This window comes from Halioglobus japonicus, assembly GCF_001983995.1.
Lineage (GTDB): Bacteria > Pseudomonadota > Gammaproteobacteria > Pseudomonadales > Halieaceae > Halioglobus > Halioglobus japonicus.
In genome coordinates, this window is record NZ_CP019450.1 from 2422548 (window position 1) to 2436142 (window position 13595).

The 13595-nt window shown below is 59.9% G+C and carries 13 protein-coding genes and 2 tRNA genes; 14 read left to right on the top strand and 1 reads right to left on the bottom strand.

Going from position 1 to position 13595, the window contains the following annotated elements; translation table 11 throughout:
* Positions 1-27: 27 nt before the first annotated feature.
* The 14 genes from BST95_RS11445 (at position 28) to BST95_RS11510 (ending at position 12722) form a co-directional block, all read left to right on the top strand.
* Positions 28-2283, top strand: coding sequence for a DNA internalization-related competence protein ComEC/Rec2 (locus BST95_RS11445; protein WP_169843924.1), 2256 nt, complete (start codon positions 28-30; stop codon positions 2281-2283).
* 73 nt (positions 2284-2356) lie between these two features.
* Positions 2357-2980, top strand: a complete 624-nt coding sequence (locus BST95_RS11450; RefSeq protein ID WP_084199569.1) for a MotA/TolQ/ExbB proton channel family protein — start codon at positions 2357-2359, stop codon at positions 2978-2980.
* The gene (locus BST95_RS11455) at positions 2977-3411 is read left to right on the top strand and encodes an ExbD/TolR family protein (RefSeq protein WP_066049718.1); all 435 of its coding nucleotides are present in this window, start codon (positions 2977-2979) and stop codon (positions 3409-3411) included. The genes BST95_RS11450 and BST95_RS11455 overlap by 4 nt, the downstream gene beginning before the upstream one ends.
* A complete protein-coding gene (msbA, locus tag BST95_RS11460; RefSeq protein ID WP_084199571.1) occupies positions 3404-5245 on the top strand; it encodes a lipid A export permease/ATP-binding protein MsbA in 1842 nt (613 codons plus the stop codon). The genes BST95_RS11455 and msbA overlap by 8 nt, the downstream gene beginning before the upstream one ends.
* On the top strand, positions 5245-6219 hold the full coding sequence (gene lpxK / locus BST95_RS11465) for a tetraacyldisaccharide 4'-kinase (RefSeq protein WP_084199573.1): 975 nt from the start codon (positions 5245-5247) through the stop codon (positions 6217-6219). The genes msbA and lpxK overlap by 1 nt, the downstream gene beginning before the upstream one ends.
* Positions 6220-6242: 23 nt before the next feature.
* Positions 6243-7007, top strand: coding sequence for a 3-deoxy-manno-octulosonate cytidylyltransferase (kdsB, locus tag BST95_RS11470; protein ID WP_180962027.1), 765 nt, complete (start codon positions 6243-6245; stop codon positions 7005-7007).
* Positions 7004-7483 (top strand): low molecular weight protein-tyrosine-phosphatase, encoded by a 480-nt coding sequence (locus BST95_RS11475; protein WP_084199577.1) that lies wholly within the window; start codon positions 7004-7006, stop codon positions 7481-7483. The genes kdsB and BST95_RS11475 overlap by 4 nt, the downstream gene beginning before the upstream one ends.
* Positions 7464-8486 (top strand): UDP-N-acetylmuramate dehydrogenase, encoded by a 1023-nt coding sequence (gene murB / locus BST95_RS11480; RefSeq protein ID WP_084199579.1) that lies wholly within the window; start codon positions 7464-7466, stop codon positions 8484-8486. Before BST95_RS11475 ends, murB begins: the two co-directional genes overlap by 20 nt.
* Before the next feature lies 1 nt (position 8487).
* Positions 8488-10314, top strand: coding sequence for an excinuclease ABC subunit UvrC (uvrC, locus tag BST95_RS11485; protein WP_084199581.1), 1827 nt, complete (start codon positions 8488-8490; stop codon positions 10312-10314).
* Positions 10311-10883, top strand: a complete 573-nt coding sequence (pgsA, locus tag BST95_RS11490) for a CDP-diacylglycerol--glycerol-3-phosphate 3-phosphatidyltransferase (RefSeq protein ID WP_066049739.1) — start codon at positions 10311-10313, stop codon at positions 10881-10883. The genes uvrC and pgsA overlap by 4 nt, the downstream gene beginning before the upstream one ends.
* Positions 10884-10999: 116 nt before the next feature.
* Positions 11000-11075: transfer RNA gene (locus BST95_RS11495), tRNA-Gly, on the top strand.
* 114 nt (positions 11076-11189) lie between these two features.
* Positions 11190-11263 (top strand) — tRNA-Cys (locus BST95_RS11500).
* A gap of 193 nt (positions 11264-11456) precedes the next feature.
* Positions 11457-12071, top strand: coding sequence for a hypothetical protein (locus BST95_RS11505; RefSeq protein ID WP_084199583.1), 615 nt, complete (start codon positions 11457-11459; stop codon positions 12069-12071).
* A 120-nt stretch (positions 12072-12191) separates the two neighbouring features.
* Positions 12192-12722, top strand: coding sequence for a hypothetical protein (locus BST95_RS11510; RefSeq protein ID WP_084199585.1), 531 nt, complete (start codon positions 12192-12194; stop codon positions 12720-12722).
* Here BST95_RS11510 and BST95_RS11515 read toward each other — a convergent pair.
* A complete protein-coding gene (locus BST95_RS11515) occupies positions 12708-13523 on the bottom strand; it encodes an NAD-dependent protein deacetylase (protein ID WP_084199587.1) in 816 nt (271 codons plus the stop codon). The two genes, BST95_RS11510 and BST95_RS11515, sit on opposite strands and share 15 nt — an antisense overlap.
* Positions 13524-13595: the final 72 nt, after the last annotated feature.

Genomic DNA, 13595 nt, shown 5'->3' on the forward strand with positions numbered 1-13595 from the left:
GTCGCGGTTCTCTATATGCGTACGGCGATGTCCGGATTCGTTGCCGGCATCGTTCCCGCGCCCTTTGTGCCGCATCTCGGCTACCTGGCCGCGGTTGCATTGCTGCTGTTGATGCTGGCGTGGTGGCTGCGCCGTCGGCCCATGTTGTCTGTAGCAGCATTGTTCGCCGCGTTGGCCGCGGCCTGCAGCCTCATGCACAGTGGCTTTTGGTTGTCTGCCAAACTTCCGGTGTCCTGTACTCGTGTGCCGGTATTGGTTGAGGGCACCGTCGTGTCACTGCCGCGCCGACAGCGCGGCTATACCGGCAGCGATAGCCAGCGCTTTGAGTTTGCAGTAGGCAGGCTGGCGCCACTTGCCTGTGACGCACCCCGCAAATTGTTGATTACCTATTACGGCCCAGAGGTGATAGCGCCGGGGCAGGGCTGGCGGTTCAGGGTGCGGTTACGTCCACCCCGCGGTCAGGTGAATCCGGGGTCGGGCGACTTCGCACGGTGGTATGCCCAGAGTCGTATTCATGGGGTTGGCAGCAGTGGTCAGTATGCGCAGCGAGCCCCGCAGTGGAATCGCCCCTGGCGCAGTAGCCATCACCGGTTGCGCGCCCGCTTGAGCGCGGCAGTGACAGCGGCGCTGGCGCCTGGTATGGCATCCGCTGTAATGCAGGCGATTACGGTGGCTGACAAGAGCGGCATTCGTCATCGTCTCTGGGTGATGCTGCAACATCTGGGTATCAACCATTTACTGGTGATCTCCGGCCTTCATGTGGGCATGGTGGCTGGCCTCGGCTGGTTGCTGGGGGCGCTGCTGGCGCGCTGGCTAGCAGCCTTCTGGCCTGTCAATCCTCGCTATTGCGGGGCACTGTTGGCACTGGTATTTAGTGGCTTTTACACCGCTTTGGCAGGCTTTTCAATGGCCACCACCAGGGCTTTCCTGATGATTGCTATCGCGGTCATCGCTGTGGTGACGGCTCGTCGGGTAACACCGTGGCAGGTGCTGTTGGCGCTGGTACTGGTGTTGGCGGCCAATCCCCTGGCAGTGTTCGGCAGCGCGCTGACGCTGTCGTTTGGCGCTGTGGCAGCGCTGCTATGGCTGGGGGGATGGTCCCGGCACGCATATGCCTGGCAGCGCTGGTCGTCGGTGCACGCCTATATGAGCCTGGTTATGTTGCCGCTGGGTGCCATCTGGTTTGGTGGTGCGAGTGCGATTGCCGCGCCGGTCAATTTTCTCTCGATACCGTTTTTTACCTTTTTTCTTGTGCCCCTGGCGCTGGCTGGCAGTGCAGCGGTGTTGCTCGGAGCGACAGGGTGGGGCGCAATGTTGTGGCAATGGGCTGCCGCGCCGTTGCAAGTTGTGATGCAGTGGAGCCAGGGCCTGGAGTTGGAGCGCGGGTTTGTTGCGCTGACACCGTCGGCGCCTGCGATAGCGTTGGCGGTGTTTGGTCTGGTCGCCGCCGTTGTGCCAGGTGGGCGCGTCAGGCGGATACTCAGCCTTGCCATTGTCGTGCCCCTGTTTCTCGCACCGCGTCCACCAGTGCCCCCGGTCCTGGCGCTATTGGATGTCGGGCAGGGCACGGCGGTGGTGTTTATGGCCGCGGGCAGGGCGCTGTTATACGACACCGGCGGTGGCGACCCTGAGGGGCCCAATCAGGCCCAGCGGGTGGTGATTCCCTATTTGCGGGCCAGCGGTATTCGTACACTGGATACGCTGGTGATCAGTCATGGCGATCTCGATCACGCCGCCGGTCATCAGGCCGTGGCTGCTGCCATGGCACCGGCCCGAACTTGGTACGGTGGCCTGCATAGCGCCGGGCACGATGTCTGCCGCGCCGGGCAGCGGTGGCGCTGGGCAGATGACATTGTGTTTCAGTTTCTGGCTCCCGGCGCAGCCTGGGGCAGCAGCAACAACCGCTCCTGTGTGTTGCTGATCGACGTCCGCGGGCAGCGAATTCTGCTCGCCGGTGATATCGAGTCGGCCATGGAGCGCGAACTGATTCGCTACTGGGGCGCGGCTCTGAGTGCAGAGGTATTGTTGGTCGGACATCACGGCAGCGCCACGTCCACGTCGCAGTCCTGGCTGAATCGGGTCGATCCGGACCTGGCACTGTTGAGCTACGGCTATGGCAATCGTTTTGGGCACCCTGCGCCGGTGGTATTGCGGCGGCTGCAGGCCCAGGGCGTCGTCGCGCTGGCTACTGCCCGTCACGGCGCCCTGGAACTGGAGCTGTCGACATCGAATCAGTGGCAGATTCGCGCGCATCGGAAATATCCGGAAAACTGGAGGTTGTGAGATTTCACCAGTACCACCGGAATATGGCCTGTGCGTATAATGGAACCACCGAATTTACTGTCGAGATGTCCCTGTGCTGGAACTTTTGACCGCTGGCGGTTGGCTGATGATACTCATTGTGTTGAGTTCAGTCGTCGCGCTGGCTATCTGTATCGAACGACTCTATACCCTTAACCCGAAAAAAATCGCGCCTCCGCATCTGCTGGCCACGGTCTGGAAGCAGCTCAAGGCGGGTGAAATGGATGCCAACCGGCTCAAGGCGCTGAAGCAGTCATCGCCTCTGGGGCGTATTCTGGCCGCGGGTCTGGGCAATGCCTATCACGGCCGTGAGGTGATGAAGGAGAGCATCGAGGAAGCGGCATCCCACGTGGTGCACGACCTTGAACGCTACCTCAATACCCTCGGTACGATCGCAGCCATTGCACCGCTGCTAGGCCTGCTGGGCACCGTGGTGGGTATGATTAAAGTGTTTGCCGAGATCATGGCCCAGGGCACTGGCAATGCCAGTGTGCTGGCCGGCGGAATCTCCGAGGCACTGATTACTACCGCTGCGGGACTGACCGTGGCGATTCCTGCGCTGGCTATGCACCGCTACTTCATCGGCAAGATCGATGCGATTGTGGTCGAGCTGGAGCAGGAGACCATCAAGTTGGTGGATGCCCTGCACAGCGAAGACAACGCGGAAGAGAACCGTTGAAATTTCGCCGCCAACGCCTGGACGACGTCAACGTCAACCTGACGCCGCTTATCGACGTTGTCTTTCTGTTGCTCATTTTTTTCATGGTGTCTACCAGCTTTACCCGCGAGACGTCACTGAGTATTGATCTCCCTGAGGCCAAGGGCGAGATCAAGGAAGTCGTCGAGGAAGAGATCGAAATTCTGATCGATGAAGGCGGCACCTATCGTGTCAATGGCCAAGGCCTGGTAGACAACAGCATGCGAACACTGCAGGCTGCGATATACAAGATATCTGCCGGGGATACGACCATGCCCATGATTATTACCGCCGATGCCCAGGCCGCCCATGAGGATGTGGTGCGGGCCATGGACGCTGCCGGTCAAATGGGCTTTGTACACCTGAGTATCACCACCCGCCAGCCGGCAGGGGCTCCGCGCAGCGATGGGTAGCAAGTCCCGCCATCCCGGTATTCCGCGCCGCGGAGAGATGAGCGACTGGCAGCTTTATGGCCGCCTGCTGCGCTACATCGTGCCTTACTGGTGGGTCTTTGCCTTCAGCCTGGTGGGCTACATCGTCTACTCACTGGGCAGCGTACTGTTTGCGGACATGATGCAATTCCTGCTCGATGCGCTGAATAACGACGAGGCAGTGGACAGCGGTATTGTGTCCGGATTTGCCTACCGTCTTTTTTACGAGCCGGGCATGGATACGCTGGAATTTACCCGGGTGGCATTCCCGGTGTTTCTGGTGGCCATCGCGTTTCTGCGAGCCATGGGCTTTTTCGTCGGCACGTATTTCATGAATCATGTGGCGCGCAATCTGATCCATGAATTGCGCTGCCAGTTGTTCGACAAAATGCTCGTGGCGCCCAGTGCCTACTACGATGCCCACAACCAGGGTGTTTTGATTTCCAAGATTACCTTTAACGTCGAACAGGTGTCCGGGGCTGTCACCAAGGCCCTGAAGATTATTGTTCGCGAGGGTCTGCTGGTGATTGGCCTGCTGACCTACATGCTGTATCTCAACTGGCGCCTGACCCTGGTGTTCTTCCTGGTGGCGCCCTTTATCGCCGGCGTCGTGGTCGTCGTGGGCAAGTATTTCCGGCGCTACAGCCGGCGCATTCAGTCCTCCATGGGCGACGTGACCCAGGTCTCCAATGAAAGCATTGGCGCCTACAAGGAAGTGCGTATCTTCGGCGGGCAGGAGCAACAGTCCGGCCGGTTCCATAAAGCCTCGGCCTACAACCGCACCCAGAGCCTCAAACTGGCGCTGGTGGATGCCGCCAGCACACCGGTGATTCAAACCCTGTTGGCGGTCGCCCTGGGCGCGTTGGTCTGGTTTGCGCTGGATCCGCGAATTCTGACCGACTTCAGTGGCGGTAAATTGGTGGCGTTTCTGACCGCAGCAGGGCAGTTGGGCAAACCGATACGCTCTCTCAGTGGCGTGCAGGCCATGGTACAACGCGGTCTTGCTGCCGCCGAGGATATCTTCGCGCAACTGGATCAGCCCGGTGAGCCTGACAGTGGCAGCTATAGCACCGACAGAGCGCGCGGCGACATTGAATTTACAGACTTGAGTTTTGCCTATCCCGCCAGTGATGCACCGGTGCTGCGGGATTTGTCACTGGCCATTCATGCCGGTGAGACCGTCGCGTTAGTCGGCCGCTCCGGCAGTGGCAAGAGTACGCTGGTGCAATTGCTGATGCGCTTTTATGACCCCGCCAGTGGTGCTATTACCCTCGATGGCAGAGAACTCAGCGACTATCAGCTGGCGAACCTGCGCGATCAGATCGCCATGGTGTCGCAGAATGTGACCCTGTTTCACGACACCGTTTACAACAATATCGCCTACGGGACACTGGCTGAGAAGGGCGAGGCCGAGGTCATGGCCGCGCTCGATTCTGCGTATGCGAGCGACTTTATTGAACGCATGCCTGAGGGTGTCAATACCATGCTCGGTGATGATGGCGGCGGTCTCAGCGGCGGCCAGCGCCAGCGCCTGGCGATCGCCAGGGCAATTCTCAAAGATGCCCCGATTATTGTTCTCGATGAGGCTACCTCGGCGCTGGACAATGAATCGGAACACCGGATCCAGAAGTCGCTGGACGGCATCATGGAAGACCGTACCACCATTATTATTGCCCATCGCCTGTCGACGGTGGAGCGCGCCGACCGCATCGTGGTGATGGACAGCGGCGAGATTACCGCCGTGGGAACCCACCAGGAGTTGCTGGCGGCAGGGGGCATTTACGCGCAGCTGTATCACCAGGAGTTTGCAGACTGATGGGTACTCTGGAGGCAGCCTGGTACCGCGGTGCCGTCTGGCTCTGGCTGTTGCGCCCACTGGAATGGCTGTATCGTATTCTCACCGCCCTGCGTCGCGGCGCCTATGGACGCGGCCTGATTCGCGCCTATCGTTGCGACCGGCCCCTGGTTATCGTCGGCAATATCACGGTGGGCGGTACGGGAAAGACGCCGGTGGTGATTGCGCTGGTTGAAGCGCTCAAGCAACGCGGCCTGCGCCCCGGCGTGGTCAGTCGTGGTTACGGTGCCACCGCCCATATCTCCGCATTTCCACACCAGGTCTCCCTGTCTTCCAACGCTAGTGATTGCGGTGACGAACCGCTGTTAATTTATCGCCGTACTGGCGTACCGGTGGTGGTGGCTCCGCGGCGCGCCGAGGCGATCAAGGCCCTGCTGGCGAACGCCGATATTGATGTGGTTATCAGTGATGATGGCTTGCAACACTATGCCATGGCCCGGGACCTGGAAATTGCCGTCATCGATGCAGAGCGTGGCCTGGGCAATGGTTTCTGTCTGCCCGCCGGGCCGCTGCGCGAGCCAAAGTCGCGTCTGAAAACGGTGGACCGGGTCATCTATCGCGGCGGCGACGTCAGCGATTCGTCGGTGACCTACCAGCCGCAGTGCTGGGTGAATGTCAGCAGCGGGGCCATGCGCCCCCTCGATAGTTTTGTTGACGCGGCCACGTTAGCGGCGATTGCGGGTATTGGCCAGCCGCAGCAGTTTTTCGACACGCTGACCGACTTGTCGATTGCCGCCGCACAGATGGTTTTCCCTGATCACCACGACTACTCCGCCGAAGACTTTGCCTCCCTTGAGGGGCAGACCGTTCTCATGACCGAGAAAGACGCGGTAAAATGCGCGTCGCTGGCTGGAGATGATGCCTGGTTCCTCCGTATTGATGCGGTGCTGCCGCAGTCCCTCATAGAGCGCGTCGCCGAACTCGCCCAGCGCTAAGCCAACAACGACCTGGAGTGTCTATGTCTTTTTCTGTCGTCATCCCCGCACGCCATGGCTCTACCCGTTTGCCGGGCAAGCCACTGCAGGACATTGCCGGCAAACCGATGGTGCAATGGGTGTGGGAGCAAGCCTGCCAGAGCAGCGCGAGCGAGGTAATTGTCGCGACGGATGACGATCGTATCCATGCGGCGGCGATCGCCTTTGGTGCCCAGGCCTGCATGACGGACCCCGATCACCCCTCAGGTACGGATCGCCTTCAGGAAGTGGCCGCGCTGCAGAACTGGCCCGATGAGCACATTGTGGTCAATGTGCAGGGCGACGAGCCCCTGATTCCCCCCGCGCTGATTGATCAGGTGGCGGGCAATCTTGCCAGCCGCAACGACGCCGGTATCGCCACGCTTTGTGAGCACGTAACCAGCCTCGAAGAACTCAAGAACCCGAACGCCGTGAAGGTGGTGACTGACCAGCAGGGCATGGCGCTGTACTTCAGCCGCGCCACGCTGCCCTGGCCCAGGGATGCCTTTGCCGCCGATGCGACGACCATGCCGGAAGGGCAGTGGTGGCGCCATATCGGTATTTACGCCTACCGCACCGCATTTTTGCATCAGTACGTGACCTGGGCGCCAGCGCCCCTGGAGCAGTTAGAGCAACTGGAGCAGTTGCGCGCCATGTACAACGGTGTGCGCATTCATGTGGAACTCGCGCAGGAGCCTGTCCCGGCTGGTGTTGATACACCGGAGGATCTCGACGCGGTGCGCGCCCTGTTAAAGGAGCGCAAGCTATGACCCGTGTACTCTTTGTTTGCCTGGGTAATATTTGTCGTTCGCCGACGGCCCACGGCGTCTTTCAGTCGATGGTGGACTGTCGCGGATTGCAGAGCCGAATTGCTGTGGATTCCTGTGGCACCGGCGACTGGCATATTGGCCATGCGCCGGATAAGCGTGCAACTGCTGAGGCGGCCGAGCGCGGCTACGACCTAACGCCCCTGCGTGCCCGCCAGGTGACCGCGGCGGACTTTGACGAGTTTGATTACATTGTGGCCATGGATAACCAAAACCTGGCCGATCTGCGCGCCATGTGTCCCACGCATTTCAGTGGTTACCTCGGCTTGTTTTTGCCCTTTGCCGCGGTAAACATCGTGGATGAAGTCCCCGACCCGTACTACGGCGGTCCGGAGGGCTTTACCCAGGTGCTCGACATGGTAGAGGCTGCCAGCGAGGGTTTGTTGGCGGAGATTGAGCGTGCAGATTCTTCACGCTGAGTCACTCAAACAGCGCAATACCCTGCATCTGGATGCCCGTGCGCAGCTATTGGTGAGCGCCGCTGATGAGCGGGAAGTGATTGCAGCGCTGGATTACGCCCGGGCCCAGGGGCTGCCTGTGGTGCCGATGGGTGAGGGCAGTAACGTGGTGTTGGCCGGTGATCTCGCCGCACTTGTGCTGTGCCAGAGCGCGCAGCAGATTCAGTTGCTGGCTGAGCACACTGACGCGGTGAGACTGCGGGTCAGCGCCGGTTACGGATGGCATGCGCTGGTGCAGGCTTGTCTTGCGCGCGGCTGGCATGGCCTGGAAAACCTGGCCCTGATTCCGGGGCAGGCAGGTGCGGCCCCCATCCAGAATATTGGGGCCTATGGCGTAGAGGTTGAACGCTTTGTCGAAGCTGTGCACGGCGTGTACATTGAAACCGGTGAGGCGTTTGTGTTCTCGACTGGCGAATGTCAGTTCGGCTACCGGGACAGTATTTTCAAGCGCAACTTACGCGACAAAGCGGTGGTCACCGCCATCGATTTGCGCCTGTCTACGCGCCGCCAGGTACACGTGGTGTACCCGGCCCTGGAGCAGGAACTACAGAGTAGGGGCGTCGATGATCCCGCACCGGTCGATGTTTTCGATGCGGTGGTGGCGGTGCGCAGCCGGCGCTTGCCCGACCCGGCGCGTGAGCCCAATGCCGGTAGCTTTTTTAAAAACCCCGTCATCGGTGGCGATCAGGCCCATGCCTTGCGCCAGGCCGCGCCGGCCATGCCCGCATACGAGCAAGCCGATGGCAGCGTTAAACTGGCCGCAGCCTGGTTGATCGAGCAGTGTGGTTTCAAGGGACATCGCGAGGGCGACGTGGGTATGCACGGCGATCACGCACTGGTGTTGGTGAACTCAGGTAGTGCTACCGGCAAAGAAGTTCTGGCTTATGCCGGCGTTGTGATTGACGCGGTGCGAGAGCGTTTTGGCGTTGCCTTGGAGATGGAACCCAGGGTGTACGGCACCTGATATGAGCAGCTTTGATCACAAGGCATTCCTGAAAACCCTGACCACGCGGCCGGGGGTTTACCAGATGTACGATGAGGCGGCTAAGTTGCTGTACGTGGGCAAGGCCAAGAACTTGCGCAATCGCGTGGGGAGCTATTTTCGCGCCAGCGGGCTGACCGACAAAACCGTTGCATTGGTTAATCGCATCGCCGAGATCCAGGTGACGGTGACCTCCACGGAGGTGGATGCGCTGCTGCTGGAACACAACCTGATCAAGACGCACCAACCGCCTTATAACATCCTCCTCAAGGATGATAAGTCCTACCCCTACATTTACATGAGCGGCGACACGTTCCCGCGCATCAGTCTGCACCGGGGTGCCCAGCGCAAAAAAGGCCGCTACTTCGGCCCTTATCCTAGTGCGGGCGCTGTGCGTGAATCCCTGCATTTCATGCAGAAAGTCTTCAAGGTGCGGCAGTGCGAAGACAGCTACTTTCGCAATCGTTCCCGGCCGTGCCTGCAATACCAGATCGATCGCTGTACGGCACCCTGTGTCGACCTGGTCAGCGAGGCCGACTACGCCGAGCAGGTAGAGAACACCAGCCTTTTCCTCAAAGGTAAGTCGCAGCAGCTTATGGTGCGGTTGGCGGACGATATGGAAAAAGCGGCGGCAGAACTCGAGTACGAGAAAGCCGCGGTGTTTCGCGACCAGCTGGCGCAGCTGCAACAGGTTCAGGCCAGCCAGGGCATTGAGGGCGTACAGGGCGACTTGGATATCATGGCGGCGGCGGTATCTGCCGGGCGCGCCTGTGTGCAGGTGTTGTTCGTGCGCGGCGCAAGAGTGCTGGGCAGTAAAACCTACTATCCGCCCCTGAAACTGGAAGAGACCCCGGCCATGGTGCTGGAGGCCTTTTTGCCGCAGTACTACCTGAACGGTTCGCGCGCGATACCCGGTGAAGTGATCGTCAACGCCTTGCCCGACGACGCCGAAACGCTCGCCGAGGCGCTGTCTGTGCAAGCGGAGCGCAAGGTAAAGCTGCGCAGCCGCGTGCGCGATGCCAGGGCGCGCTGGCTGCGCCTTGCCGTGCAAACCGCGGAGACCAATCTCCAGTCGCATCTCGCTGACCGCCAGACGGTGCTCAGCCGCCTGGAGAACCTGCAGGACATTCTGCAACTGCCGGAACTCCCTGAACGCATGGAGTGTTTCGATATCAGCCACAGTTCGGGTGAAGCCACCGTGGCGTCCTGTGTGGTGTTTGACCAGAACGGCCCGCGCAAGAGCGATTACCGCAAGTTCAATATTGAGGGCATTACCGGTGGCGACGATTACGCCGCCATGCAGCAGGCCCTGGAGCGCCGCTTCAAGCGCCTTAAGTCAGGCGAGGGCGCCCAGCCGGATATCCTGTTTATCGACGGCGGTAAGGGGCAGGTCACCCAGGCCATGGAAGTGCTGCAGGAGCTGCAGATCTCTGGTGTAGAGGTGATTGGCGTGGCCAAGGGCGTGACACGCAAGGCAGGCTTTGAAACGCTCATCGATGGCAGCACCGGGCGCGAGTGGCAATTGCCAGGTGACAGCCCGGCGCTGCATCTGATTCAACAGGTTCGCGACGAGGCACACCGCTTTGCGATTACCGGACACCGCGCGCGGCGTGACAAGAGCCGGCAGCGGTCAGTGCTGGAAGATATCCCCGGCGTGGGGGCCAAGCGCCGGCGGGAATTATTGCGGCACTTTGGCAGCGCCCAGGGTGTGGTGAACGCCAATGTTGAGGAACTGCAGAAAATTTCGGGAATTAGTGCCACAATGGCGCAACAGATATACGACCACTTGCACGGGAATACGGGGCATTGAAACTCAACATACCGAACGCACTGACACTGCTGCGAATCTGCCTGATCCCGGTGTTGGTGGTGGTGTTCTATCTCCCGTTCAACAATCACCTGTTGGTGGCAGCCGTCATCTTTGCCGTCGCGGCCATTACCGACTGGGTTGACGGCTACCTTGCCCGGCGGCTGGGACAGACCACGGCATTCGGCGCGTTTCTCGACCCCGTCGCCGACAAGCTCATGGTGGCCGTGGCACTGGTACTCCTGGTGGAACGCCACGACACGCTGCTGTTCACCCTGGCGGCTTGTGTCATCATCGGCCGGGAAATTGTGGTGTCGGCATTGCGGGAGTGGATGGCCGAGCTAGGGGCGCGTACTTCGGTGGCTGTGTCCTACGTCGGCAAGGTGAAAACCGCCTTCCAGATGGTGGCGATTACGGCCCTGTTGGCCATCAATCCGCAGACGAATGAGAGCTGGTTACTGGCCCTCAGCTACGTGGTGCTGTATATCGCCGCGATTCTGACCCTGTGGTCCATGTTTATCTACCTGAAAGCGGCCTGGATCGTGATGAAAGAGCGCGATAATTCTTTTTAATTCAGCGCCTTGCAGGATTTTTTTGGATAATTGGTTGACACCGGGCGCCCGGTGCATACAATAGGCGCCTCTTGAACGTGCACGGTCTTACCGACACGCTTTAAGGAAGTTGAATTGCGGGAATAGCTCAGTTGGTAGAGCGCAACCTTGCCAAGGTTGAGGTCGCCGGTTCGAACCCGGTTTCCCGCTCCAATTTCCTCGCATCTCTCCTGATGCAATGAGGGTTGAGGAGTTCGAAGTGGTCCGCCACCCCGGCCGTTTCCCACTCCAATTTCCTTTCCCCAGACTGGTTCTCAGTCGCGATATGGCTCGGTGGCAGAGTGGTTATGCAGCGGACTGCAACTCCGTGTACGCCGGTTCGATTCCGACCCGAGCCTCCATATCTTTACTGGTTCCGACAGCGCGCAAGTATGCACGCCGGCCAGTGTCGGACCATCGACCCCGACCCGAGCCTCCATATCCCTTTAGAATTTCCCAAGATTTCGACACGGGTTTCTCCACCTGAGCCCCGCCATTTGCTGGCTGCTAAAAATAGACATAGTATATGCCAATAAAATCACAACGGAGAAACATATGTCGTCTTTACCGCTGGCTGTACTCGAACAACAAATATCAGCCCAATTGATCGAGGGAGCCTACCTGGTGACCACAGGCCGGGAGCTCGTGATGGAGGTTGTCGATGCGGCTACGGGGCTGGTATGGATGTCCACCGTGCCGGTTACCGTAGAGTACTTTCATAATCTGGCACTCGATGAAGGCTTGTCCAAAGTGGGCATTGCCTCAGCCTCAATGGATAGCGCTGGTTTTCAATGCTCCCCCGGGCGTGAGGGCGAGGCGGTGCTGACACGAGAAATCGACGGCAAGAGCTACATTAACGTGGCGCGACCAATGGCGCCGAAAATGCCCACCAAGCCAGGTGGGCCGATAGAAATTGAGGTGGATAAGCACCACGTGCTTGGCTTCGAGGCGGGGCGCACGTTAGCCATATTGCGCCTGCCAGAGGGTGATTTCGTTGAAGTGGTAGGCGACAACGATCAAGACGACGCGCTGGTGCTGCCCGATGGCGCCGAACTCATCACTATTGAGCTGGCGGCACCCTGGGTGGTAGCGCTGCCTGCACCGACCCGGGCCTTTTTCTGGATGGAACAGGGCATGCGCAGCTTTCAGGGGCCGGTGAGATTACCCTGATTGCACTCACGCGGGCCTATGCCAGGTAAGTGCCGGGGAGATTGTGTAAAAAACAGACTTCTATACAATGCAGCGCTCGCTCAATGGGAGCTCAGGCCTCCCACAACGTGCCGATGCCCAATGACCGATATCGTCCGAGAAACTGATCAAGCCAAGTACAATCGCGTGCTCGCCGCCATGGCCGGTGCAGGCGCCATTTACGTGGGCTCTGCCGCTGCCAATTCACAGATGGTGGTGACCCGCGATCGCCTGGGGGCGAACCCATTGAAAGCGCTGCTGGAACCTTATCTGCGCGGACAGACTTCGCTTGCAGGGGTTATGTCACTGGCGGATGGCCGATTTGCGGTGTTCTGGCACAGCGATGTGCCGCAGGGGCCCTTAAGCGATGCGCTCGGTGATCGGGCGGATCACCTCTACTGGGACAGCGACGCGGGACAATTTATCGGAGCCGATGCTATATGGCCCGCTGACTATGTCTTTGGCCAGTTTCTGTTGCTGGTCAGTCTTGGGGAAATCAAGCTTCCCCAGGTGTCTGGTCAGGTGTTCTGCCCGTTCTGTGGCGATCATCACGAGCCCAGGGGGACGGTGACGCATTGCCCTCGTATGCAGGATGATTTCGCCAAGTTTTCGGTGGTGCTAGACCTGCACTGACGCAAACGCCTCGGCCGCTGTCTGGGCGATGCGCATATCGGCAATGTCGTCCGCGCGGGTCTTGCCGGGATTTACAATCACCAGCGGTAAGCCCAGCTCTTTGGCGCGGCGACAGAATCGATATCCCGAATACACCTGTAACGAGCTGCCCACCACGAGTAGGGCGTCTGCCCGATCCAGTGCCGCATTGCAGGAATCGTGACGTGCCGGCGGAATGCTGCCACCAAAGAACACGACATCCGGAATCAGTACGCCGGTGCACCGTGCACAGGATGGAATTTCAAAACGTGCCAGTGTGTCATCTGGCAAATCCCGGTCGCCATCGGGGCGGGCCTCGCCGCTGTCTGCGCTCAGCCAGGGGTTGGCGCTGGCCAGTGTCTCCTGCAGGCTTTCGCGGCTGGCCAAGGCACCGCAATCCAGGCAGCGCACCCGGTCCAGCCTGCCGTGCAAGTCGATGACCCTGCGACTGCCGGCACGTTGGTGCAGCCGGTCCACATTTTGGGTAACCAGCAATTCCAGCTGGCCCTTTTTTTCCAGTTTTTGCAGCGCGCAGTGTGCCTCGTTGGGTGATGCATCGCGCACCGCGGGCCAGCCAAGGGTTGACCGCGCCCAGTAGCGCTTGCGGGTGCTCTCCCGGGTTAGGAAATCGCGGTGTTGAATGGGTTTGCGATACAACCAACTGCCATTCTCATCGCGATAGGTGGGGAGCCCCGACGGGGCGCTTATGCCTGCCCCCGTGAGCACCAGTAGATTGCTGTGTGCGGCAAGAAAATGTGCGAGTGCGTCGTGGCTGTCTGTCATTGTCATACTGTTAGTATACGTAGCGTTTCGACAATGGATGCAGTGATCCACAGACGTGGGTTGACGTATAAT